Source organism: Shinella curvata (assembly GCF_022899935.1).
Taxonomy (GTDB): domain Bacteria; phylum Pseudomonadota; class Alphaproteobacteria; order Rhizobiales; family Rhizobiaceae; genus Shinella; species Shinella curvata.
The window spans coordinates 69,125-93,024 of the sequence record NZ_JALJCJ010000005.1; the positions used below are offsets into that span (position 1 = coordinate 69,125).

At 63.8% G+C, this 23,900-nt stretch carries 16 protein-coding genes; 5 read left to right on the forward strand and 11 right to left on the reverse strand.

The features are described from left to right. Positions 1-75: 75 nt before the first annotated feature. Positions 76-726: a glutathione S-transferase family protein gene (locus tag MUU55_RS18430; RefSeq protein WP_244762234.1), complete on the forward strand. Its 651-nt coding sequence runs from the start codon at positions 76-78 to the stop codon at positions 724-726. A 41-nt stretch (positions 727-767) separates the two neighbouring features. Here the strand turns inward: MUU55_RS18430 and MUU55_RS18435 are convergent, their stop codons facing one another. The 5 genes from MUU55_RS18435 to MUU55_RS18455 all read right to left on the reverse strand — a co-directional run bounded on the left by MUU55_RS18435 (position 768) and on the right by MUU55_RS18455 (position 5,969). Then, complete coding sequence (locus MUU55_RS18435) at positions 768-1,874, reverse strand: helix-turn-helix transcriptional regulator (protein ID WP_244762235.1); 1,107 nt, start codon at positions 1,872-1,874, stop codon at positions 768-770. Further along, on the reverse strand, positions 1,855-2,118 hold the full coding sequence (locus tag MUU55_RS18440) for a hypothetical protein (RefSeq protein WP_244762236.1): 264 nt from the start codon (positions 2,116-2,118) through the stop codon (positions 1,855-1,857). The genes MUU55_RS18435 and MUU55_RS18440 overlap by 20 nt, the downstream gene beginning before the upstream one ends. Positions 2,119-2,173: 55 nt before the next feature. Continuing rightward, positions 2,174-3,907, reverse strand: a complete 1,734-nt coding sequence (locus tag MUU55_RS18445; RefSeq protein WP_244762237.1) for a putative sodium/potassium/calcium exchanger — start codon at positions 3,905-3,907, stop codon at positions 2,174-2,176. Positions 3,908-4,267: 360 nt separating this feature from the next. Then, a complete protein-coding gene (locus MUU55_RS18450; RefSeq protein ID WP_244762238.1) occupies positions 4,268-5,026 on the reverse strand; it encodes a hypothetical protein in 759 nt (252 codons plus the stop codon). 28 nt (positions 5,027-5,054) lie between these two features. Further along, on the reverse strand, positions 5,055-5,969 hold the full coding sequence (locus MUU55_RS18455; protein WP_244762239.1) for a hypothetical protein: 915 nt from the start codon (positions 5,967-5,969) through the stop codon (positions 5,055-5,057). A gap of 195 nt (positions 5,970-6,164) precedes the next feature. Here MUU55_RS18455 and MUU55_RS18460 point away from each other — a divergent pair, with 195 nt between their 5' ends. The 4 genes from MUU55_RS18460 to MUU55_RS18475 all read left to right on the forward strand — a co-directional run bounded on the left by MUU55_RS18460 (position 6,165) and on the right by MUU55_RS18475 (position 10,227). Next, positions 6,165-6,809, forward strand: coding sequence for a TIGR02466 family protein (locus MUU55_RS18460; protein WP_244762240.1), 645 nt, complete (start codon positions 6,165-6,167; stop codon positions 6,807-6,809). Positions 6,810-6,928: 119 nt separating this feature from the next. Next, entirely contained in the window at positions 6,929-8,644 is a 1,716-nt protein-coding gene (locus MUU55_RS18465; protein ID WP_244762241.1) for an ATP-binding cassette domain-containing protein, read from the forward strand. Positions 8,645-8,701: 57 nt separating this feature from the next. Beyond that, a complete protein-coding gene (locus tag MUU55_RS18470) occupies positions 8,702-9,982 on the forward strand; it encodes an HlyD family type I secretion periplasmic adaptor subunit (RefSeq protein ID WP_244762242.1) in 1,281 nt (426 codons plus the stop codon). Between the two features lie 50 nt (positions 9,983-10,032). Next, the gene (locus tag MUU55_RS18475; protein WP_244762243.1) at positions 10,033-10,227 is read left to right on the forward strand and encodes a hypothetical protein; all 195 of its coding nucleotides are present in this window, start codon (positions 10,033-10,035) and stop codon (positions 10,225-10,227) included. 161 nt (positions 10,228-10,388) lie between these two features. Here the strand turns inward: MUU55_RS18475 and MUU55_RS18480 are convergent, their stop codons facing one another. The 6 genes from MUU55_RS18480 to MUU55_RS18505 form a co-directional block, all read right to left on the reverse strand. Beyond that, entirely contained in the window at positions 10,389-17,414 is a 7,026-nt protein-coding gene (locus MUU55_RS18480; RefSeq protein ID WP_244762244.1) for a putative Ig domain-containing protein, read from the reverse strand. A gap of 916 nt (positions 17,415-18,330) precedes the next feature. Next, positions 18,331-19,458, reverse strand: a complete 1,128-nt coding sequence (locus MUU55_RS18485; RefSeq protein ID WP_244762245.1) for an ABC transporter substrate-binding protein — start codon at positions 19,456-19,458, stop codon at positions 18,331-18,333. A 52-nt stretch (positions 19,459-19,510) separates the two neighbouring features. After that, positions 19,511-20,494, reverse strand: coding sequence for an ABC transporter permease (locus tag MUU55_RS18490; RefSeq protein WP_244762246.1), 984 nt, complete (start codon positions 20,492-20,494; stop codon positions 19,511-19,513). Beyond that, a complete protein-coding gene (locus MUU55_RS18495; protein WP_244762247.1) occupies positions 20,491-21,459 on the reverse strand; it encodes an ABC transporter permease in 969 nt (322 codons plus the stop codon). The genes MUU55_RS18490 and MUU55_RS18495 overlap by 4 nt, the downstream gene beginning before the upstream one ends. Beyond that, positions 21,456-22,973 (reverse strand): sugar ABC transporter ATP-binding protein, encoded by a 1,518-nt coding sequence (locus MUU55_RS18500; RefSeq protein WP_244762248.1) that lies wholly within the window; start codon positions 22,971-22,973, stop codon positions 21,456-21,458. Before MUU55_RS18500 ends, MUU55_RS18495 begins: the two co-directional genes overlap by 4 nt. Further along, positions 22,970-23,830, reverse strand: coding sequence for a sugar phosphate isomerase/epimerase family protein (locus MUU55_RS18505; protein ID WP_244762249.1), 861 nt, complete (start codon positions 23,828-23,830; stop codon positions 22,970-22,972). Before MUU55_RS18505 ends, MUU55_RS18500 begins: the two co-directional genes overlap by 4 nt. Positions 23,831-23,900 lie beyond the last annotated feature (70 nt).

The following is a 23,900-nucleotide window of genomic DNA, read 5'->3' on the forward strand; positions in this document are numbered from 1 at the left end:
GACTATCTCAAGCAGGCATGTCGCAAACCCGTTCGTCCATTCGTCTTCAAGACAGACGCATAAGGGAGAACATCCATGACGATCACCATTACAGCCTTCGAAAGCTCGCCCGATCGCGGCAGAGGCATGGCGCGCGATATGCGCATTCGCTGGGCGCTGGAGGAAGTGGGGCAGCCCTATGACGTCCGCCTTCTCCCGTTCGAGGCCTTGAGGGAACCCGCGCATCTGGCGCTTCATCCCTTCGGTCAGATTCCGACCTATGAAGAGGGCGACCTCGCTCTCTTCGAGTCCGGCGCGATCGTCCTTCATATCGCCTGTTGCCATGCGGGCCTGCTGCCCGTCGATGCGAACGGCCGGGCGCGCGCCGTCGCCTGGATGTTTGCCGCGCTCAACACGGTGGAGCCGGTCATCCTCGAGCGCGAAGCCGCCGGCTATCTGGAGCGTGGCGAAAGCTGGTACGCGCAGCGCCTGCCTCTCATGGAACGCCGTATCCATCAACGACTGGGCGAACTCTCGGCTCATCTCGGTGATGCGGAATGGCTCGACGGCGCGTTCAGCGCCGCCGATATCCTGATGGTCACGGTGCTGCGCCGGCTGGAAAGCTCGACGCTTCTGGTCAGCCACGCAAATCTGGGCGCCTATATCGCCCGCGGCAAGGCGCGCCCCGCCTACCAGCGCGCCTTCGACGCGCAGCTCGCTGTTTTCAAAGCCGCACCGGCGGGCTGACAGGCAGAAGGATATCGGCAGAGCCACAGGTTGCAGCGACGTCAGCGGGGGCCCAGGGCTTCGTTTATCGCCACCACCAGCTGCGCCTGCCTGCTCACGCCGACCTTCTCGAAAATACGCGACAAGTGCGTGCGAGCCGTGTTGGCCGAAATGCCGCAGCGTTTGGCGGCGGCGGCCCTTCCGTCGCATTCGAGCATTTCCACGGTCAGCCGGGCTTCTGCGCTGGTCAGCCCGAAGGCAAGCCGAAGATTCCTGATGCGCGCAGCGGCTTCGTCGATCTCCTCTTCGACCAGAACCAGCGCCCGCACACCCGGAACGGGGATCGCCGGCACGGCGCCCGTGCATGGCACGATGCACAGCTTGTAGGCTCGCACATATCCGGGCGCCTGTGCGGTTTCCAGATGGGCCACCGCGCCGGCCGAGCCGGCCAGGGAGCGGCGCACCGTGTTTTCCAGCGCCGCCTGCCGTCGCGGATTCGCGAGACACAACCGCCCCTCCCGCACGGTAAAGGGATTGCCGGCCTGGAGCATCTGCTCCCCCGTCCGGTTTGCGAAGATGAGCCCTCCGTCGGCACCGACGCCGAATGCGGCCATGCGCGACGCCTTGCCGGCATGGCTTTCAATCCAGAAATCGAAGTCCAGCTTTCGGAGCCTGGTGCCGATTTCGATCGATCGCGCGACGTGAGGCACCAGCTGCTCGAAACGCCTGCGAACATCCGACGCGAACTCGTCATGCCGGACGGAGGCCTGGAGAATGAGGCAGCAATGGCTTCGGCCGTCGTTTATGATGTTGGCGGCGAGGCGTTCGGCGCCAAGGCCTGTACGCCGCCAGTACTCGTTGTGGAACGCGCTTGCGAAATAGGCCTCGCGACCGCAGTCGTCGAGGCTCCTCACAACGCCCACCCTCGTCCGGGTGTCGATAATGGGATTGAGGCTCCACCAATGCTGGCGGTATTCCGACACTATCGTCGGATCGGCCCGCGGCGTGACGACACCGGAAAAGCCGCATTGCCGATAGTCATAGACGAGGGCCGAATTCGCCCCTCCGCAGAAATCGGCGATCTTGCAAAGAACATCGTTCCAGGGATCGGGATCGAGCGCCGTCTCATAGATCGCCGTCAGGACCGAATCAAACGAAGGCAAGCTCATCACACCCTCCGTCCCAGGGAAAATCACGAGGTCCGGCGAGACTGCCTGTCTGCCGGCAATCATCTGAAAAACAGATGCAGCCTGTTCTGTCTTTGTAACGGACGGCGTTGCCATTCCATTCGCGACCGACCGGAAACAGTCCCGGATTTGGTAAAGCAGGTGCTAAAAAACGACCAGCCACCTCCCTTTTGCTCCACCACACGGCAAAGCCCGGCGGAACGGGCTTTGCCTGTTCATAGATCATCGTCGCTCCGGCGGGCGATGCCGGAGCGACCTTTGGGCTAGCGCGTCACGCCGCCTTACGTTTCATCGCCTTTGTCGCCCTCATTGCCTTCATTGCCCTCATCGTCCTCATCACTCTCGTCGCCCTCGTCATTTTCGTCGTTCTCGTCGTTCTCGTCGCCCTCGTTGTTCTCGTTGCCTTCGTCGTTCTCGTCGTTTTCATCATTCTCGTCGCCTTCGTCGCCCTCGTTGTTTTCGTTGTCCTCGTCGCCTTCATCGCCCTCGTCACCCTCGTCGCCTTCGTCGCCTTCGGAGCCTTCATTGGCCTCGTCACCCTCATCACCCTCGTTGCCTTCGCCCTCGTCACCCTCGTCGCCCTCGTTACCCTCGTTGCCTTCGGACCCTTCATCGTCCTCGTCACCCTCATTGGCCTCGTCGCTCTCGTCGCCTTCGTTATCCTCGTCGCCCTCGTCGCTTTCGTTGCCTTCGTCGCCTTCGTTGTCCTCGTCGCCTTCATCACCTTCGTCGGCGCCGGCCTCGTCGCCTTCGTTGCCTTCCTCGCCTTCATTGGCTTCGTCGCCCTCGTTGCTTTCGTCGCCTTCGTCGCCCTCGTCGCCCTCGTTCAGTTCGTCGCCCTCGTCGCCCTCGCTGCCTTCATTGGCCTCGTCGCCCTCGTCGCCTTCATCGCCCTGGCCCTCATTGCCTTCGTCATTCTCATCGCCCTCGTTGCCCTCGTCACCCTCGTCATTCTCGTCGCCTTCGTCGCCCTCATCGCCCTCGGAGCCTTCGTTGCCCTCATCGGCCTCGTCGGCTTCGTCGCCTTCGTTTCCTTCATTACCCTCGCTGTCCTCGTCACCCTCGTCGCCTTCATCCCCCTCGTCGCCTTCGTCGCCCTCGGACCCTTCGTTGTTCTCATCGCCTTCATCGCCTTCGCTCGACTCGTCGCCTTCGTCACCCTCCTCGCCCTCGTCGCCCTCGTTGCCTTCGGTTCCCTCGTTGGCCTCGTCGCCCTCGTCACCTTCGTCGCCCTGGCCTTCGTCGCCTTCGTCGCCCTCGTTGCCTTCGCTGCCTTCGTTGCCCTCGTCGTCCTCGTCGCCTTCATCGCCCTCGTCGTTCTCGTCGTTCTCGTTATCCTCGTCGCCTTCATCGTTTTCATTGCCTTCGTTGGCTTCGTCGTCCTCGTCGCCCTCGTCACTCTCGTCGGCGCCGGCTTCGTCACCCTCGTTGCCCTCGTCGCCCTCGTCGGTCTCGTCGCCTTCGTTGCCCTCGTCGCCCTCGTCGGCTTCGTCGCCTTCGTTCAGTTCGTCGCCCTCATTGCCTTCGTCGCCTTCGTTGAACTCGTCCCCTTCATCGCCCTCATCGCCCTGGCCTTCGTTGCCCTCATCGTTCTCGTCGCCCTCGTTGCCTTCGTTGCCCTCGTCGTCCTCGTCGCCCTCGTCACCTTCGTCGCCTTCGTTGTTCTCGTTGTCCTCGTCGTTCTCGTCGCCTTCGTTACCTTCATCGTTTTCATCGTTTTCGTCGTTCTCGTTACCCTCGTCGCCCTCGTCGCCTTCGTTACCCTCGTCCGCCTCGTCGCCTTCATCACCCTCTTCGCCCTCGTCACCCTCGGAGCCTTCGTCTCCCTCGTCGCCCTCGTCACCTTCATTGCCGTCATTGGAGATCGGCTGCAGGGCGAAACTGACATTGCTGTACAGGTCGTCGTCGCCGGCACGCCAGAATTCGGCGAGGTCCAGCAAGGAGGCTGTCGTTTCGGCAATACCGCCACCCATGGCAGATTTCAGCGCTTCATTGCTCTCAAAAATTGCAGACATCGGAGTTCTCCTGAATAGATCGTCCGGACGGAATCATTCCGCCGTCGCGTTGCTTCGTTGTGCGTGAAGTTTCGGCTGATCTACTTGGACCTGCCCATAGGACCCGGCCGGCGGAACCACTCCGATAGCGCCAGCTTCTGAACGCATGTTCCTGTCTGAAACGGGGTGGCCGAAGCCAATGAGGGTCTTGACCGTCGCAGGCAATCCACAACATGCGCATTGGGGAGGAAACGTGGGGCAGCGCCTGTTTACGGCGCCGACTCACCAGACCATGGTGGCCTGTTCCTCCCTCGGACGACCGGCCCGATAGGGAGCCGACCATCTCTTCCGATTAGACGATCCTGCTAAACGGAATATTCGTCAATAGCCAAGTGCGGCCATCAGGCCGCCCAGATCCTCCTTACCTTCAAAAAGCCGCCAGACCTCGTCGGGGGACAGGTTCTTCTTCGCTTCGCGCGCGAGAAGCCGCGCGATCGGGTAGTTCCATTCGTAGCTGTATTTGGCCGTCGGTTTGTGCAAGGCGAGCTTCAACGCGGCCGCATAGTGATGGCAATAGACATATTCGTCCCGTCGCCAGACCAGCACCACGGCCATGTATTCAGGGTGGCTGAAGGCCTCCAGATACTGCAGAAGTGCGGCTTCTCCGACAAAGGCGCAGATCTCGCGCGTGACCGGCGGTGTGAAGACGCCGCCACTGGCGACGACCTGCAAGGCATGGGCGAATTCGTGCGCGATCGCCATCTGGCTTGCCGCACCGCCATCAAAGGAGAAATAGACAGTCGGAAAGCCGTCGCCGCCGTCGGCGACGGTCATCGCCCTTGGTGCGCGGATATCGCCGGCCGCCCGCACCTTGTGCGTCGCCGTGTAGGCACGCGCGATGCTGTCCGCCCTGTCAGGAAAATAATCGAGCATGGCGGCGAGCGCCCGTTGCCATGCGCCATTCGGATCGAGCGGCCCCGGCCAAGTCGCCATCGGCAAAGAGGGCAGGCTCTCCGTGAGATCATCCTCGACGGCACGCAGCAGCGCACAGCATCTGGGCTCGCTCAAACCGTGAAGATCGAGCCATTCGCCGAGATTGTTCGAGGTCTTTGTGTCGAAACTCTCATCCACGACGATCATGTTCGAAGTCCCCGCCCTCCCATGGGCATCAGGAATGATCGCCCGGGCACGGGCGGGTATCCTGTTCTTCGGATGTCAAAGGCTGCTCCCTCGGGAACAATCGCGCAATGTAGGCGAGCCGGTTCGGCACGACCTGGCGTACCGTCTGCGTATCGACGGGAGGAAACCGTTCGGGATAACGCAGAAGGGCGAAGGCGAACAGCGCTGTCTCCGCCAGATCCTCGCGGTCCGGCGTGGCCTGTGCATAGGCTGTCAGAAAACCGCCGTCACGACGCTGGGCTTCCTGCCAGGCGGGTGCAAGCCTGTGATCGTCGTCAAGCGTCGCGTGGACGGCCTCGTGGAAGAGCGACTCCTCCAGATGCGCCTGCGCGATCCGGCGCGTCGCCCGCTCCGCATAGACCACGATCTGCCCCGTTCCCGCATGGAACCCCTCATCTCCGCCGTGAACGCTGAACCGGCCGATGCCTTCGCGCAGCAGTGGGGGCAGTCGCCCGAGGGGGACGGCGTAGCGCATCGCTTCCGCCCGTGCCTTGTCGGCCGCCGCGAATTCCGGATTGACGGCGATCTCTATCGACGCCCCGTCGGAATAGTCCGCCGTGAAGAGAAACGCCTCGACGACCGGCTCGCCATCCACCCGCTTGTCCCAGATCTGGCGGGCGCCGCGACCGATATCGGTCAGGCACCGGAAGCTGCTCGGATCGTCGGCCTCAATGATGTCGAAAACGGTGTCGGCCGTGCTGTCATAGGGCGGCGTACCGCCGGCGGCGGCCGGACACAGGCCGGCACCCAAAACCAGGCCCGCTACGCCGCACGCACGCATTTTTTGGCAAAACAGGCCCATGAGCCGATCCGATCCCCAGTGCATCTCTCGCAGGACGCAGCGCGATCCTGCATAGGGAAAAATGCGCCAAATCCGTCTGGCCACTGGAAAACCGGCAGCCATCCGACCGGGAAATCTAAATGATGATTTTCTAATCTGCATCACACAAACGTCGCACGAAGCCGACGATTCTTGCGCGTATGAAAGATAGGCCGACCGACAGCCGATGCGCGGCGAGCGAGCCGCCTGCGGCCACCGGGACAGACCGGCGGATCACGGCAAGCGGCACCCACCGAATTGTGCGTAAGGACGATGACGATGAACGAAATGGTGAACATCAGCCGAACCGACTACTTTCCGACAATGGTCTATCAGTTCGATCTTCCCGATCCCGACGGGCTCAATGCGCAACTGATCGACCTCATTTACCGGGAGCGCGAGGCCGACAAACTCGGCGTCACGAAGTCGAATACCGCCGAGCTGGGAAGCTGGCACAGCAACACGAACCTGCACAAATCCAAGGACTACAGCGCCATCCTTTCCCATATCCACGAGGTCGGCGGACATATTTCCGATGAACTCGGCTATGCCCGCGATCATGAATTGAGCGTCACCACGATGTGGTCGATCATCAACCCGCCCGGCAATGGCAACCGCATGCATGTTCATCCCGGAGCGATCTGGAGCGGGGTCTACTATGTGCAGACGCCGGAAGCCTCGGGCGATATCGAATTCGTCGACCCGCGCACCGCGCTTCTGATGAACCAGCCGAAATACCTGCCGAAGCGGAAACGGCCGCGCAACTGCTGGACCAAGGTCAACTACAAGCCGGTGGCGGGCAGGATGCTGTTCTTCCCGAGCTGGCTCTACCATGGCGTCGATTCCAACATGGCGACGGCGCCCGGCCGCAATGCCGACCGGGTCATCATCTCCTTCAACATCAATCAGGTGAAGAAGAAGTAGGCAGGCCAACGGGGCCTGGGCGCACGGCCTTCGCCCCGGACGGCCGCATTGGCGAAGAAGGATCGGGTTCGTGGCCGGCAAGCCTTGTGCTTGCGGCCATGCTTCCCGCGGGTCAGATCATGTCCACTGCTCCAAGCCGTACGATACTGCGTCAGGCGTTGCACAGGGTTCGTTACATCTTCCTGTTCTCCCTTGCCTTCAGTTTCTTCTACAACGTCCTGCGCCTGACAGGGCCGCTCTTCATGATCCTTGTCTATGATCGCGTTCTGACCTCCCGCGCCGAGGAAACGCTCATCGCCCTCTTCGTGCTTGTCGCGGCACTTCTGGTCTTGATGGCACTCATCGACTATTCCCGCAGGCGGATCATGGCCCGGTTCGGCGCACAGTTCCAGGAGGCGGTGGAAGCCGGGATTTTCCAGGTACGCAATCGCAACGCCTATTTCACGTCCGCGGGCACAAAGCCTGCGCAGGAGCTCAACGAGCTCGACCGGTTGCGTTCGTTCTTTCATTCCGGCTCACTCATTGCGATCCTCGACTTTCTCTGGTCGCCCATCTTCCTGGTGCCGATTTTCATCCTGCATGCCGCCCTTGGCTGGATCGTCGTCGGTGGACTTCTGGTGATCTTCGCCATCGCCGTTCTGCGCCAGCACTTCATCAAGGAATATGATCTGCGCGCGACCCAGGCGAGCGACGCCATCGGCACGCTGAAGGACCAGATCGGCGGGTCTAGAAGCGTCATCCGGGCGCATGAAATGACGTCCGCCTTCATCGACCGCTGGCAAGCCGCGCGCAAGGATTCCCGCGATCGGGCGATCGAGCTGAAGGACTGGGACGCCTGGTTCGAAATCGGCTCGAAGCATCTGGCGATGCTGCTGCAATACAGCCTCCTGGCGGGGGGCGCCTACTTCGCCATCAAGGGTGACCTGTCGATCGGTGCCATGGTCGCGACCAACTATCTGGCTGTCCGCGTGGTCTTCCCATTCGAGCGTTTTCTCGGCGAAATGCCCCGGCTGCGGGAGAGCATGGCCGACTGGAAGCGGCTGGATGCGAGCCTCGGCCAGCGCGAGACGCGGCTGTCCAATGCAGGCGACGGCGACCTGCCCGCGAGCATCGCCTTGACGAACCTCTATGTCCGCTCGCCGATGAGCCGCCAGCAGATCCTGCGCAGCATCAACCTCGACATAGGGCCCGGTACCTCCGTCGAAATCACGGGCCGCTCCGGCAGCGGCAAGAGCGTGCTCGCCGAAGCGATACTCGGCCGCTTGGAACGCAGCAATGGAACCATCCTCATCGGTGGTATCCAGATCGAACGGCTCTCGCTCGACCAGGCCCGCGCGGCCATCGGCTACGTGCCGCAGACCGTATCCTTCCTGCCCGGCACCATCGAGGACAATATCGCAGGCTTCGATGTAGCGCCCGATCCGGAGGCGCTTGTCGATGCCGCCCGGCTTGCGGCGGTCCACGACCTGATCATGAGCCTGCCGGACGGCTACAAGACCATGATCGACGCGGCGGGCAGCTCCTTTTCCAAGAGCGAGCGGCACATGATTGCCTTTGCCCGCGCGCTCTACCGGAAACCGAGAATGCTTGTCATCGACGAGCCGGATCAGGTGCTGCGCGAAGGCCTTCCGGGCCGGTTCAAGGCATTCGTGACGGATTTCCTCGGCAGCGGCGGCATCATGATCATCTTCAGCCGGAAGGGATTGCAGGCCTTTCAGTCGAAGCGGCGGTTCAGCGTCGCCAACGGGCAGTTGAAGGAAGTGACCGAGGACGGCGCGCCGAAAGCCGGAAAGACCGGCAACGTGGTGAAACTCGACAGCAAGCACAAGATCTGAGGATCCCGCCCCTCAACGCCGCAAACGGAGGTGGACACAATGCCAAGGCGAACCTGGATGATCTGGCAGCCGCTCAGTATCGGCCTCGCAGCGGCCATCGCCCTCATTGGCGTCGTGTTCGGCTGGGGCACCAGCTTCAGCATATCCGGCGCCGTGATCGCCAAGGGCCAGGTCCAGGCATCGACGACGCGCACGGCGGTTGAACACCCGATCGGCGGCGTGGTGGCCGAAGTCTACCGGCACAATGGCGACAAGGTTGCCGCCGGAGAGGTCCTGGTCAAGCTCGACGAAGACCTGCTGCGCTCCGACCTTTCCGTCATCGAGGGCGAACTTTACGAGATCTTCGCAAACGAGGCACGGCTGGAGGCCGCGATCACCGGGGCGACCGAGCTGTCGCCGGATCCCCTCCTGCTGCAGGCGTCCGAAACGAACCCCTATTATCGCCGGCTCATCGAGAGACAGCAGCTTCAACTCGACGCCCACTACACGTCCATCCGGACCGAGGAGCGGCTGCTTGGCGAACAGATCGCCCAAATCCGGGAGCAGATCGCCGGAGAGGAGGCGTTGCTGCTGTCGCGCAAAGGCAAGCTCGATGTGTTCAATTCACAGCTCGGCCTTTCGGAGCGGCTCTTCAGCCGGAAGGTCGGCCTTGTCGCGGACCTCAACACCGCCAAGAACAACGTCATCAACACACAGGGCGAAATCGGCGTCTCGGCCGCCAAGGTCGCCGAGCTCAAGGGAGAGATCGTCGAGCTCGAGGTGCAGCTGAACGCCAAGCTGCAAGGCGAACGCAAGGCGAATGCCGACAAGCTGAACGGGCTCGGCCAATCGCGCATCCGGCTCCTGGAGAGCCGCCGCGCCGTCCTGCGGAAACTGGCGACACTGGAAGTTCGCGCGCCCATCGGCGGCATCGTGCACGACCTCAAGGTCGAGGGCTTGCGCTCGGTGGTGCAGCCGGGTCAGGCCCTCATGTTCATCGTGCCGGATATCCTGCCGCAGACCGTGACCGTGCGTGTCGACGCCGCCGACATCGACCAGGTTCACCTCGGTCAGGATGCCGCCCTGCGCTTCGTTGCTTTCCACCGGCGCACGACACCGGTCATCTTCGGCAAGGTTTCGGAGATTTCGGCGGACGCCTTCATCGATGAGCGCAGCCAGGGTCTCTATTATTTTGCGGAGATCGCGCTTGCGCAAACCGAAATCGGCCGACTTGGCGAGAACGTGCTCGTCTCCGGCATGCCGGTCGAGGCCTTCATCACGACGGAAAGCCGTTCGCCCGTGAGTTATGTGATGAAACCGCTCACCGACTATTTCAGCCGCGCCTTCCGCGATTCCTGACGAACCGATGACGACTGCATGACCTGCAACCCGACCAAAGGAGAACGACCATGTCCGAGGGACGAAAACCCGATTTTGACGTCTTTGCCATTCGTGAACGGGAGGGCGGCAAGGACGTCTTCACCAAGATCGGCGTGGCCTTCAGCCGGCACGACGGTGCGGGCGTGTCGATCCTGCTCGACGCCCTCCCTCTCGGGCGCCGTCTCGCGGTCCTGCCGCCGCTTCCGAGCAGCGACAACCGCTAGGATTGATCGGCCGCCGACCCGCTCTGGTGTCTTGTGACGGGATCATTCTCCTTGAAGGCTTCGACAATGGACCCTGCGGGAGCAAGTGCGGAAGTGACAAGACCGGAACCGTCGCGTTTCCGCGTCGATACCGGTCTTGTGTTTTTGGACGCAGTCCCTACTCAGAACTGTTTTCCGGCCCTGACGGTTGCACCGACGGATTTCTGGCCGTCACCTTCGAGGTTGAGCAGGAGGCTTGCCTCGAGCATCCAGAAGTCCGAGGTCTGCATGGCGATACCGGCGGTGACCGATCCATAGAAGCCGGAGCCGTCGATGCCGGCATAACCCGCCGTCACACCCAGCTTCGGCGTCACCGTCGCACCGCTCTCGAGCGTGAAGGACCGTGCGATCTCCGCACCGAGGCTCACCCGGAACTGTTCGGCGTCGAAGCCTTCGATATCCAGTTCGTCGCCATCGCCGTTGTGCACCGTGTAGTCATCGACCTTTTCGTTGAAGTAGATCGCCCGGAGCTTCGGCGTCAGCACCGTCGCCTCACCGATCTGCCATTCGCCCTTGATGGCCGTATCGATCATCCAGCGCTGCGTGTCGAACGAACCGTCCCAGAAGGCAGTGTCGATGTCGTTGGCCGAGCCGCCGTAGAGCAGGCTCGTATCCCAGAACACGCCCTTGCCGATCTCCAGCGAGGCATAGGGACCGGCGAGCCAGCCGTTGCCGGTCAGCTCCGCATCCGCATCGCTCGGATCGGTCATCCGGTCGAGATGGAAGGACAGACCGACCAGCGCCTTCTCCGAAATCAGATAGTCGGCACCGAGATTGAGCATGGCGAAGCTGCCCCACCTGCCGTCGTTCTGGTCGCGTTTGTGCGCCAGGAACGCGCCGTCGATCCAAGCGTTGAAGGCGGAGGAAGCCGCCCCTTCGATACCGTCGGCACGGTCGCGGGCCGCATCCATCTGCGCAAGACTGGTGGAGAAGCTTGCCGTCATGCCGTCTTCCGAGGGCGTCATGCGGGCCGTCACCGTATCCGTCGCCTGTTCCATCTGCCGCCGCTCCTGAAGACCCGGCACGTAGATGCCGTTTGCGATCAGGCCCTGACGCGTCTCCACGAAGCCCCGCACCAGGGCGTCGATATCCTCGGCGACCTGCTGGGCGTCGTGTTGCAGATTGTACGTGACCGTCCCGGTATTGGAGGTGCCGAGTTCACTTGACAGGCGGTATCCGACCTTCGCCGCACCGGAGAAGGCGGGGTTCGGGCTGAACTGCAGATACCAGCCGACAGGTTCGCTCACCGGGCCGGCCTGCGCCACCTGCCCGCGGATGATGCTCGCCGTGCCGGCATTGGCAGGCTCGACGAAAGTCGCTTCGGCCGCGGTGAACGGCCCACCGGTCGCACCGCCGTTCAGGTAGACATCGGCAGGCGATCCACCTGCCGGCACGTTGACCACGTGGTTCGACGCCGTGACCTGACGCGCGGTAACACTGAGCGAGTAGGTCGCCGAGCCGGTCGCACCGTTGTTGTCGCGCACGGCGATCTTGAAGCTATAGTTGCCCTTGCTTGCCGCATCGAGCGGTCCGGTCAGTTCTCCCGTCGAGACATTCAGCACCATGCCCTTCGGCAGTTTGCCGGAGGCAAGGCTGTAGAGCAGCGGCGCCGCGCCACCGGTCGCCTTGATCTGCTGGCTATAGTCCTCACCTGCCATCGTCTTGCCGAGGCTGCCCGCCGGCGGCGTGAAGGCGAAGACCACCACCGGCACCTTGACCACCATCTCGTATGCGGCAGATCCCGTCGCGCCATAGGCATCGGTCGCGGTGACCGTGAAGCCGAAGCTGCCCGCCGTCGTCGGTGTCCCGCCAATCGTGCCGGCCGTGCCATCGAGCACGAGGCCCGTCGGCAACGCTCCCGCCGTGACCGCATAGCTGTAGGGCGCCGTGCCCTTGGAGGCGGTCAGCACGCGGCGATACGCCTTGCCGACCGTGCCGCGCGGCAGCGCACCGGCGGCCGGCGACAGGGCGAGCTTCGGGGGCGTCACGGTGACGGTGACGGTTGCCGGCGAGGATGTGCCGGCCGCATTGGTGGCCGTATAGGTGAACGTGTCCAGACCGGAATAGCCGGCGACGGGTTTGTAGGTGATCGCCTTCTTCGAAGCAGTCGTGGTACCGTGCGCGGCCGCCGTCGCGACGGCAACCGATGTCGCCGTTCCGCCGGTGATGTTGAGCGTCACCGCCTTGGCCGACGCATTGGCGGCAACCGTCAGCGCCACCGCATTGGCGATCGGCGCCTCTCCGCCGACGACGAGGCTGTAGCTTGCCGTCCCGGTGGCACCATAGGTGTCGGTCGCGGTGAGGGCAAAGTCGAAGCTGCCCGCCGCCGTCGGCTTGCCATTGAGCTTGCCGGTCGCGCCGTCCAGCGTGAGGCCGGCGGGCAGCGATCCCGTCGTGACGGCATAGCTGTAGGGTGCCGTGCCCTTGGTGGCCGAGAAGGTCTTGCTGTAGGCCGTGCCGACCGTACCGGCCGGCAGCGCACCGGCGGCCGGCGACAGCACAAGCGTCGGCGCCGTCACGGTCACCGTCACGGTTGCCGGCGACGACGTGCCGGTCGCATTGGTGGCCGTATAGGTGAAGCTGTCCGTGCCGGAATAGCCGGCGACAGGCTTGTAGGTGATCTTGTTGCCGGATGCCGTCGCCGTGCCGTGCGAGGCGGCCGTCGCGACGGCAACCGATGTCGCCGCGCCACCGGTGATGTTGAGCGTCACCGCCTTGGCCGACGCATTGGCAGCAACCGTCAGCGCGACCGCATTGGCGACCGGCGCCTGAACGCCGACAGCCAGACTGTAGTTTGCGGTGATCGTGGCGCCAAAGGCATCGGTCGCCGTGACATCGAAGCTGTAGGCCCCGTCGGCATCGGGAGTTCCGGAGACCACGCCGGCCGTGCTCAGCGCCAGCCCGTTCGGCAGCGCGCCGCTGGTCACGGCATAGCTGTAGGGTGCCGTGCCCTTGGTGGCCGAGAAGGTCTTGCTGTAGGCCGTGCCGACCGTACCGGCCGGCAGCGCACCGGCGGCCGGCGACAGCACAAGCGTCGGCGCCGTCACGGTCACCGTCACGGTTGCCGGCGACGACGTGCCGGTCGCATTGGTGGCCGTATAGGTGAAGCTGTCCGTGCCGGAATAGCCGGCGACCGGCTTGTAGGTGATCTTGTTGCCGGATGCCGTCGCCGTGCCGTGCGAGGCGGCCGTCGCGACGGCAACGGATGCCGCCGCGCCACCGGTGATGTTGAGCGTCACCGCCTTGGCCGAAGCATTGGCGGCAACCGTCAGCGCCACCGCATTGGCGATCGGCGCCTGAACGCCGACGGCCAGGCTGTAGCTTGCAGTGATCGTGGCGCCATGCGCATCGGTCGCCGTGACATCGAAGCTGTAGGCCCCGTCGGCATCGGGAGTTCCGGAGACCACGCCGGCCGTGCTCAGCGCCAGCCCGTTCGGCAGCGCGCCGCTGGTCACGGCATAGCTGTAGGGTGCCGTGCCGTTCGAAGCGGTAAAGGTCTGGTTGTAGACCGTACCGGCGGTGCCGGCCGGCAGTGCCCCTGCAGCAGGCGAAAGTGAAAGCGTCGGATTACCGATCGTCAGGGTATAAGCGTTTGCGTTCGTGTAAGGACCTGCCCCGGTCGAACTGTCCGTACCGGTCACCGTGAAGCTGAACGTGCCGCTGGTCGTCGGTGTGCCTGACAGGGTGCCGCTCATGGCCAGAGTGAGGCCATCAGGAAGCGTACCGGCGGTGAGAGCATAGCTGTAGGGCGCTATCCCGCCGGCGGCCGTGACGGTCTGGCTGTAAGCAATGCCCGTCGTGCCGGTGGGCAGAGCGCCCGCAGCCGGCGACAGTGCGATTGTCGCCGCGTCGACGGCCAACGCATAGGTTCTCGAGCCCGTATAGGGACCCGACGTCGTCGCGCCGTCGGTAGCCGTGACGGTGAAATTATAGGTTCCGCCCCCCGTCGACACACCCGAGATGGAGCCCGTTGTATCCAGTGTGAGGCCGGGGGGAAGCGCGCCGGCCGTGATCGCGAAGCTCACCGGAGCGAGCCCGCCGGTATTGCTCAGGGTCGCGCTATAGGAGACGCCGATGGCGGCATTCGAAAGCGTCGCGGGGTTGATGGTGATGGTCGGGGCAGCAATGCCGAGAGCGACCGAGGCCGTGCCGGTAAACGCGCCGAGACCCGAAGAGCTGTCGGTGGCGGTGATCACCACCGTTGCATTGCCCGCCGTCGTCGGCGTGCCGGAGATGACGCCCGAGCTGCTGATCGACAGGCCGGCAGGCAGGCCACTTGCCGAGAAGTTGGAATAGGGACCGGCGCCACCATTGACGCTGACGGTCGCCCCGCCACTGTTATAGGCGTCGCCGACCGTGCCGGTGGAGGCCGGCAACGTGACCGAGAAAACCGGATCGTTCACCGGTACCGTGACGGTGGCGGCGCTCGACGCCCCGCCCTGATTGATGGCCGTGAAGGTGAAGCTGTCATTGCCGCGGAAGCCGACCGGCGGCGTGTAGGTGACCAGTCCGGCGCTGTCGATGCTGACCGAGCCGCCATTGGCTGAAGTCGCCGACCCCACGGCATAGTCGGTCGGATTGCCGGTGGCCTGCGCCGCCAGGCTGAACGTCGTGGCCGACGCGGAGCCCGCGTTGTAGGCCACCGCCGGGGCGGCAAAACCCGTCACCACCGGTGGCGGCGGCAAGACGACCGTCAGGGTCGCCGTGACGTTGGCGGTGTAGGGGCCAGCGCCCGTCGAATTGTCGGTGACGTAGATGTTGACGGTGAAGGTTCCGTCGACAGTCGGCGTACCGTCCAGAACGGCGCCGCTGCTGGCCATGCCGGCGGGCAGGCCACTCATGCTGTTGACCGTGTACGGTGCTTTGCCGCCCGAGAGCGTCACTTCAGCGCCGCCGGTGTTGTAGGCCGTGCCGACGGTGGCTGTGGCCGACGGCAGCGATACCGAAATCGTCGGATTGCCGATCGTCAGGGTGACGATGGCAGGGCTCGACGTGCCACCCACATTGGACGCCGTGAAAGAGAAGCTGTCATTGGCGTTGCGGTAAAAGGTCGGCGGCGTATAGGTCACCTGACCGCTGTTGTCGACGCTGACCGAGCCGCCCTGGGCCGTTGTTGCGGAGCCGACAGCATAGCCGGTCGGGTTGTTGGCCGCATGGCTCGACAGATCGAACGATACACTGGTGTTAGCGCCGTCATTGTAGGGGACGATTGCCCCATAGGTGAAGCTCGTGGCCACCGGCGCCGCGACATAGGTGAACTGGTCGGCTACGCTGGTCGCGCTCGTTCCACCGATGGTGGTAACACGGATGTCTACCGTGCCCGCCGCACCGGCCGGCGCGGTCGCCGTGATCTGGGTGGCGCTGTTGACCGTAAACCCGGTCGCCGCGGTACCGCCGAAGGTTACCGCCGTCGCACCTGAAAGGCCGGTTCCCGTGATGACGACCGACGTGGTGCCCGCCGTCGGGCCGGCCGTCGGAGATACAGACGTCACCGTCGGTGCCGGAACATAGGTGAACTGGTCAGCCGCGCTGGTCGCGCTTGTTCCACCGATGGTGGTCACGCGGATATCGACCGTACCCGTCCCGGCCGGCGCCGTCGCCGTGATCTGGGTTGCGCTGTTGACCGTAAACCCGGTCGCCGCCGTGCCGCCGAACGTTACCGACGTGGCGCTCGAGAAGCCGGTGCCCGTGATGACGACCGACGTGCCGCCCGCCGTCGGCCCGGCCGTCGGAGACACGGACGTCACCGTCGGCGCCGCCACATAAGTATATTGATCAGCTGCGCTGACCGCGCTCGTTCCACCGATAGTGGTAACGCGGATGTCCACTGTACCCACCGCCCCGGCCGGCGATGTCGCCGTGATGGTGGTCCCGTTGAGAACCGTAAACCAACTCGCCGCCGTGCCGCCGAACGTTACGCCCGTGGCACCCGAAAGATTGGTGCCCGTGATCGTAACGGACATGCCGCCCGCCGTCGGGCCGGCCGTCGGAGACACAGACGTCACCGTCGGGGCCGGAACATAGGTGAACTGATCGCCCGCGGTGGTCGCGCTTGTACCGCCCACGGTGGTCACGGTAATGTCGTAGGTGCCCGCCGAGTTGGCCGGCGACGTCGCCGTGATCTGCGTGTTGCTGTTGATCGTATAGGTCGCGTTCGTCGCGCCGAATTTCACCGCTCCGGTTGGATTCGCAGCCGCGAAACCCGTGCCCGTGATGATCACTGTCGTGCCGCCCCCCGTCGGACCTGCCGTCGGAGACACGGACGACACCGTCGGTGCCGAAACATAGGTGTACTGGTCGGCCGCGCTGGTCGCACTCGTGCCGCCCACGGTGGTCACGCGGATATCGACCGTACCCGTCCCGGCCGGCGCCGTCGCCGTGATCGTGGTCGCGCTGATGACCGTAAACCCGCTCGCCGCTGTGCTGCCGAACGTTACTGCCGTGGCGTTCGTAAAGCCGGTTCCAGTGATCGTAACCGACGTGCCACCCCACGTCGGGCCAGCTGTCGGAGACACAGACGTCACCGTCGGTGCCGAAACATAGGTATACTGGTCAGCCGCGCTGGTCGCGCTCGTGCCGCCGGGCGTGGTCACGGTGATGTCGTAGGTACCTGCCGAATTGGCCGGAGACGTCGCCGTGATCTGCGTATCACTGTTGATCGTATAGGTCGCGTTCGTCGCGCCGAATTTGACCGCCCCCGTAGCATTGGCACCCGAGAACCCGGTGCCCGTGATAACGACCGTCGTGCCGCCGCCCGTCGGACCGGCGCCAGGAGACACCGACGTCACGGTCGGCGTCACGGAATAGGTGAAGTTGATCGTCGCGGGCGTGCTGGCGATCGGAGGATTGGCATCGTTCGCGCCGGTAAACATGTAGCCGGAATATGTATCCGTGCTCGAAGACGGTGCCGTCAGCAGCTTTATCTGAAGCTGAGCGGTATTGATGTCGAACTGGAATTCATACAATCCGCCATTACTACCTGGCTCAGTCTCGGCGTCCATCAAGCCAGTTTCATCTTCTGCGCCGAGTCCGTAGTTGTTCGTGATGTCCATCGACGTGTTGTAGAAACTGCTGTAGTCGCCGTTCCAGGTATTCTCGCAGGAACTGGTATTGATCGTCTGCGTTTGACCAACGGCTGTAAATGCCACATTCCATGTGCAAGCATGCGCGACAGCGGCGCCGGCCAGCCAGAGCAGCCCTGCCAATACGGGGGCGCGAACGAGCCCGAGCCACCTTGCCGATGTCAATCTCGGCGCCTTGAGGCCGCCGGCAGAAGGGGTTTGCGCGGCCGACATGAGCGATTGAGGGCGGGACGCCGATGTCAAGGACATCACCGCGAGCGCAAGAAACCACACGCGAACGATAATTTCACAGCCACGCTCGAAGACAGCGCCGAGGCCTCCCCAGGTCCCAGTACCCCATGCCCGCATTTTACAGCCCCCAGCGACGGCGTGTGCCATCGAAAAATCACATCATTCCGGACGAACCTTTCCTCAAAAACAGGAAAGAGATCAAACCATGGTTGTACTCAGCGTGGGCCGCGCGCAAAAGAATTGCGTCGTGTGTTGAAAATACACCAACCACGCGAACAGCCGACGCCTTGCCCGTATTCGTCCTGCGCGTTGCCAGACCCGCCCAACGCAACGGGCCTCTGCTTCCGATACGAAGCGCACAGTTCCGCGCCACGCCGCTCGATCCGACCGTCAGGCAACGATGCATCGTCATTTGTTCGTGGAAAGCGTTATCCAACCGAATCCGAAATGTCTGCGTCCATTTTTGACATCCCCGGGAACGGTGGCTCGACCGACCGCACCGGAATGACGTCAATCTTCGGCGCGACCATTCTGTTCGAGCCGATGTGCATTATGGCAAGGCAGGTTGAAAAGGCACGCGAAGTCCACATGCCCCTCAGTTCATCGGCGGAATAGAAGATGCAAACAAAAAGCCTGCCGCAGAAGGAGCGGCAGGCTTTCAAATCACGATCGGCAACCAGGAGAAATAACATTGCCGAAATGCTTCGCCTCGCCTCGAAGGGAGCTCGGTCCTCCGAGGCGAGGCGGTTGGTTACTTTCCGCCCCAGCGCTCGGGATATCCCGGCAGTTCCTGACAACCGCAAAGGCTGTAATGCAGCGGCGGCATGCGCTCGTCGATGTATTTGGCGAGCACGTCTTCGGTGATTGCAGGCTGCGGCAGGACCCATTCCGGGCCGGGAACCTGCTTGCCGTCGAGCACGTCGAGGGCGGCAATGACGGCGGTGCGCCACTGGTAGGTCGGATAGGACGGGCCGATCGCGGTCAGCTTTTCAGACTGCCATTTGCGCAGGAAGTCCTGCTGGTCCTCGCCGCTGATCACCGGATAGGGCAGCCCGGCATCCTCGAAAGCCTCAAGTGCGGCGGTGGCCGTATCGCCGGCATCCATCCACACGGCATCGATCTTCTCGCCGCGGTTGATATAGTCCTCGACGACGGACTTGGTCTTCGCCCGGTCGCTGCCGGTGAATTCCGATCCGACCACGTTGATGCCGGCCTCGTCGAAGATGTTCTTGGCCGCCGAATAGCGGGTTTCCAAAACGTCGACGCCGGGCATGATGCGCAGCGCGAGAACATTGTCGCCCTTCTTCAGCTTGCTGGCGATGAATTCACCGGAGGTGATGCCGAAGCCGTAGCCGCCGACCGGATGGATATAGGTCACGGGGCAGCTGGTGTTGACCCCGCGGTCGAAGACGATGACCGGAAGCTTGGCGCAGGCTGCCTCCACGGCCGGCGTCAGCGCCGCCGTCGTGTTGGGCGAGACGATAAGCGCATCGCACTTGCCGCCGCTGACCAGGGCCTCGATGTCGGAAATCTGCTTGTCGTCCTTGCCCTCGGCATCGACGACGATCAGCTCCTTGAGGCGATCCTTGTGCAGTTCCGCCTCGGCATTGAGATTGTTGAGACCAACCACGCGCCATGGGTTGAACACACCGGCATTCGAGAAGCAGAGCGTGACCTGGCCGTCCTTCTTGTACTTCGCCGTCTCGACCATACCGTCACCGAGATGCTGTGCCCAGGGCTGGCCTTCCGGCCCTTGCGGCGTCATGGACAGCTGCTCGCGCTGCTTCTTGAATTCGGCCGGATCGTTGAAATCCTGCGCCAGCGCCTGACCGGCGAATGTGAGCGCCACCGTCGTCGCCAATAGTGTCCTCAATGTCATGTCTTCCTCCTCCAGAATGCCGGCCGCGCCGGCGGTTGATATGAATGTCGGGTCAGGTCCGCCGGCGGGTGCGCCACACGGTGGCGCCGACGGCGGCGATCAGGATCAGGCCCTGAATGCTGTCTCGCAGCGCCTGCGGCAGGCCCAGGAGATTGAGCAAGGTGAAGAGCGCGAAGAGGCTGAGGGCCCCGAAGACCGCACTCCAGATGGAACCACGCCCGCCAAGAAGTTGCGCTCCGCCGATGACACAGGCGGCAATCGCCTGCAGTTCCAGCCCCTCGCCAGCATTCACGGAAACGCCGGAAAAGCCGCCGAGCAGGATGCCGGCCGTCACGGCCGAGACAGCCGAAACCACAAAAGCGAGAATGCGTGTCGCCGCGACAGGCGTTCCGGCAAGTTCGGCCGCGCGTGGATTGTCACCGACGGCAAGCGCTCGCTTGCCGTAGACCGTGCCGCTCAGGCCGAACCAGGCGAGCGCCACGAAAGCGGCGAGAACCAGAGCCGCGAGCGGCAACGTGCCGATCAAGGGCACATCGCGCCAGACGAGCCGTCCGAGATTGCGGAAATTATCCGGCAGGTCACCGCGCGCCGCACCACCCGACCAGGCAAGCGCCAGGCCGTTGACGAGCAGCATGGTGCCAAGCGTGGTGATGATCGAGGGCACCTTGAGAAAGGTGATGACCAGGCCGTTTACCAGGCCAACGGCGATGCCCATGGTATAGAGAGCGCCGATAACCGCCCAGGTAGCGTCGGGATCGCCGTTGATGAGGATCGATGCCGCCAGCACCACGAGCGTCGCGACCGCCCCCATTGAAAGATCGAAGCCGCCCGTCAGGATGACATAGAGCTGTCCGCAGGCGAGAATGACGAGCGGCGCCGCCCGCCGCAGGAAGTTCATGAACAGGCCCGGCTCCAGATAGTTCGGCTGAAGAAAGGCGATGGCGGCATAGAGCGCGATGAAGATCACGAGGCCGGCATTGACGGCAATGCGCGCCGGTCGGTGTCGTGACGGAGAGGTTTGCGGAACGGTCGTCATGCGACATGCCCCTTTGCGCGAACGGCATGGACGGCGACGGCGGCGATCACGATGGTTCCGCGCAGCACCTGTTTCAGGAAGGCGTCGATGCCAAGCATGTTGAAACCCGCATCGAGGCTGGCAAAGAGCAGAACACCGGCAAGCGTGCCCGCAACGCCGCCCTTGCCGCCGGCAAGGATCGTGCCGCCGATGACGGTGACGGCGATGGATTCGAGATCGTAGATACCGTCGCGGCCGATCCATGGTGTGCCGGATTGCAGCCGGGCGGCGAGATAGAGTCCTGCAGCGCCGGCAAAGAGGCTCGCGACCATATGGGCCGAGAGGATGACCCGCTCCGTGCGGATACCGGCAAGTCGCGCTCCGTCGGGATTGCCGCCCACCGCGTAGATACGCGCGCCGAACAGCGTTCGGTCGAGCACGAAAGCGGCGCAGAGCGACAGTGTGGCGAGAAGCAGCAGCGAGTAAGGCACACCCAGCACGCCGCCATAGGCGATGATCTGAAACTCTCGCGCCACGGAACCCTGGAGCGCACCGAACGAGGCGGCAAGCACGCCCTGGATGATGAGCCCGGTGCCGAGCGTCGCGATCAGCGGATTGATACCGCCATAGGCGACCAGAGCGCCATTGACGAAGCCCACCGCGACGCAAAGGCCGAGACACACAAGGATCGCTGGCAGCATCATGGCCGGATCGCCCTGCATGACATGCGAAGCGAGAACGGCGACGGCGCTGATCAGCGCGGCGACGGAAAGATCGATCGAACCGACGAGGATCACGAAAGTCTGGCCAATCGCTACAAGCCCGAGCGCGACCATGCGCTGGAGCAGGCCGGTAACGCCCTGCCCGCTCAGTTGCGCAGTCTCCCCGGTCGCGAGCGCCACGACGACGAAAAACCCGATGGAAAGTCCCGCAAGCAACACGGCCACGGGCACGCCGGGCTTCGGCTTCACAATGTCCGCCGTCATGCGCCGGTCTCCTCCGATGGCGCATCCGCAAGGCCGAGCGCAAGATGCATGATCTCCTCCTCGCTCGCGCCGCGCGGTACATCGCCGGATATGCGGCCCTGGTGCATGACCAGTACGCGATCGGCGATGCCGATCAGTTCCGGCATATCGGAGGAGACGACGACAATGCACCGGCCGGAATCGGCGAAAACGCGCATCGTCTCGTAGATGGCCGCCTTGGCCGCGATGTCGATGCCGCGCGTCGGCTCGACGAAGACGAGAATGTCCGACGCCTGGGCCAGCCAACGCACGATGATGGCCTTCTGCTGGTTGCCACCGGAGAGCGTGCCGATCTCCTGGCCGAAATCCGCAGCGCGCACATCCATCGCGCGCAGCCTCTCGTCGATGACGCCATCCGCAAGAGCACCCCTTTGCGGACGCGTCAAAAGGCCGACCATGGACCGCAGCGTCAGGAGCGCGTTGTCGCGCACGGACTGACGAAGCGCCAGCCCTTCGCGCTTTCGGTCGCCCGGTAGATAACCGATGCCTGCGGCCGTGGCCTGCCGCGGCGTGCGAAGCGCGATCGGCTGGCCCCGCAACGCGACCGTGCCGCTCGTGAAAGGAGCATCCCCGACCAGCGCCTGCGCCAGCGCGCCCTTACCGGAATCCTCCAGCCCCGCGACACCGATGATCTCGCCTGCCCGTACATCGAAGGTCACGTCGCGCAGAGCGCCATTCGTCCCGCCCTTGATAGACAGGAGAACCTCACGCGGCATGGAGGCCGGCGCAGCCGGATAGAAGTCCTTGAGATCGCGGCCGACCATGGCGCGCACGATCTCGCTGATCGGCGCAGCGTCACGCGGCCGCGTCCAGATCTTCCGCCCGTCCTTGAGGATGGTGATGCGGTCGGCAATCGCCGTGACCTCCGGCATACGATGTGAGATATAGACGATCGAGACACCGTCGCCGCGAAGGCTGTCGACCAGATTGAGCAGAGTCCGGCTGTCGCGTTCGTCGAGGGCGGCGGTGGGTTCGTCCATGACGAGGATGCGCGTATCGAGGAGGAGTGCCTTGGCAATCTCGACGAGTTGCTGAAACGCGATGGAGAGCGAGGAAACCAGCGCCTGCGGATCAATCCGCGCGCCGATGCGGCGAAGAAGTTCAGCCGCCCTCTCGCGCATCGCCGCCTTGTCCAGGAGACCACGCCGGGCGATCTCGTGCCCCATGAAGATGTTGTCCGCGACGGTCCGGTGCGGCAGAAGGCTCAGCTCCTGGTGAATGATCGCGATGCCGGCCTCCGCTGCCTGCCGCGGATGTGTGAACTGCATCGCCTTTCCGGCGAGATGAATGGCACCGGCATCCGGCCTGTAACTGCCACCGAGGATTTTCATCAGCGTGGATTTCCCGGCGCCGTTTTCGCCGCAGATCGCGTGAACCTCACCCGGCAGGCACTCGAAATCGACGCCATCGAGCGCACGCACACCCGGAAAGGCCTTGCTGATGCCGGTCATGCTGAGTGCAGGAACGACCGTCATGCCAGCCGCTCTCCCGCCGCCGCCCATTCCCGGCGGATGAAGGCGATGCTGTCGGCAAACAGGCCATCGAGATCGTCGAACAGGTCGCGCCAGACGCGCGTCGCACCGGCAAGCTCCGGCAGCGCGCGACCGAAAGATTCGACCGTCAGCCAGCCGTCATAACCGCAGCGGCGCAGCGCGTCGAAATGCGCCGCGAACGGCACATGGCCGGAACCGGGCACGCCACGGTCGTTTTCGGAGACATGGAAATGGTTGATCTCGCCGTGATAGCGCTCGTAGGTCGCCGGCGGGTCCTTTTCCTCGATATTCGCATGGAACGTGTCGAACATATAGCCATAGTTGGGGTGATTGACGGCGCGGTGGATCGCCGATGCCTGCGCGATGGTCGACATCATGTAGCATTCGAAACGGTTGACGGCCTCGGCCGAAATGCGAATGCCGGCGGGGGTGGCATACTCGGCCATTGCGCGCATCGCTTCGACACAGCGATCGAATTCCTCGGGCGTCGGCCCGAAGCCGGTGAAAACGCCGACGGGCGAATGGAGCGGGCCTGCAATGATCTCGCCACCCATCGCCGCGGTGCAATCAACGATCCAGCGATGATGGTCACGTGCCTTTGCCCGCACGGATGCATCTGGGCTGACCGGATTGGCCTCCGACGTGGCGACAGCGGCGGCACCGGCTACCAGACCAATATCGCCGAGCAACCGGCCGAGTGCCACGTAGTGCTGCTCGCTGCCGGAAAACACGGGAATTTCCACCGCGTCATAGCCGAGCGCCTTCAGCCTTTCGAGCTGGCGCGCATGCTGCAGGCCGATGTCTGCGCCGATGACGAGCAGGTTGAATGCGACTTTCACTGATGTCCTCCTCTTCGCCGCGCCAGCCCGTCTCCCTCGGCCGTCCGCGACGAAAGCACAATGGCAGGCT

Excerpts from the sequence above, each read along its gene's own strand:
- MUU55_RS18470 (WP_244762242.1), top strand. The coding sequence starts at position 8,702 with ATGATCTGGCAGCCGCTCAGTATCGGCCTCGCAGCGGCCATCGCCCTC.
- MUU55_RS18495 (WP_244762247.1), bottom strand. The coding sequence starts at position 21,459 with ATGACGGCGGACATTGTGAAGCCGAAGCCCGGCGTGCCCGTGGCCGTG.
- MUU55_RS18485 (WP_244762245.1), bottom strand. The coding sequence starts at position 19,458 with ATGACATTGAGGACACTATTGGCGACGACGGTGGCGCTCACATTCGCC.
- MUU55_RS18465 (WP_244762241.1), top strand. The coding sequence starts at position 6,929 with ATGTCCACTGCTCCAAGCCGTACGATACTGCGTCAGGCGTTGCACAGG.
- MUU55_RS18445 (WP_244762237.1), bottom strand. The coding sequence starts at position 3,907 with ATGTCTGCAATTTTTGAGAGCAATGAAGCGCTGAAATCTGCCATGGGT.
- MUU55_RS18475 (WP_244762243.1), top strand. The coding sequence starts at position 10,033 with ATGTCCGAGGGACGAAAACCCGATTTTGACGTCTTTGCCATTCGTGAA.
- MUU55_RS18450 (WP_244762238.1), bottom strand. The coding sequence starts at position 5,026 with ATGATCGTCGTGGATGAGAGTTTCGACACAAAGACCTCGAACAATCTC.
- MUU55_RS18460 (WP_244762240.1), top strand. The coding sequence starts at position 6,165 with ATGAACGAAATGGTGAACATCAGCCGAACCGACTACTTTCCGACAATG.
- MUU55_RS18440 (WP_244762236.1), bottom strand. The coding sequence starts at position 2,118 with ATGATCTATGAACAGGCAAAGCCCGTTCCGCCGGGCTTTGCCGTGTGG.
- MUU55_RS18500 (WP_244762248.1), bottom strand. The coding sequence starts at position 22,973 with ATGACGGTCGTTCCTGCACTCAGCATGACCGGCATCAGCAAGGCCTTT.
- MUU55_RS18435 (WP_244762235.1), bottom strand. The coding sequence starts at position 1,874 with ATGAGCTTGCCTTCGTTTGATTCGGTCCTGACGGCGATCTATGAGACG.
- MUU55_RS18490 (WP_244762246.1), bottom strand. The coding sequence starts at position 20,494 with ATGACGACCGTTCCGCAAACCTCTCCGTCACGACACCGACCGGCGCGC.
- MUU55_RS18455 (WP_244762239.1), bottom strand. The coding sequence starts at position 5,969 with ATGGCTGCCGGTTTTCCAGTGGCCAGACGGATTTGGCGCATTTTTCCC.
- MUU55_RS18430 (WP_244762234.1), top strand. The coding sequence starts at position 76 with ATGACGATCACCATTACAGCCTTCGAAAGCTCGCCCGATCGCGGCAGA.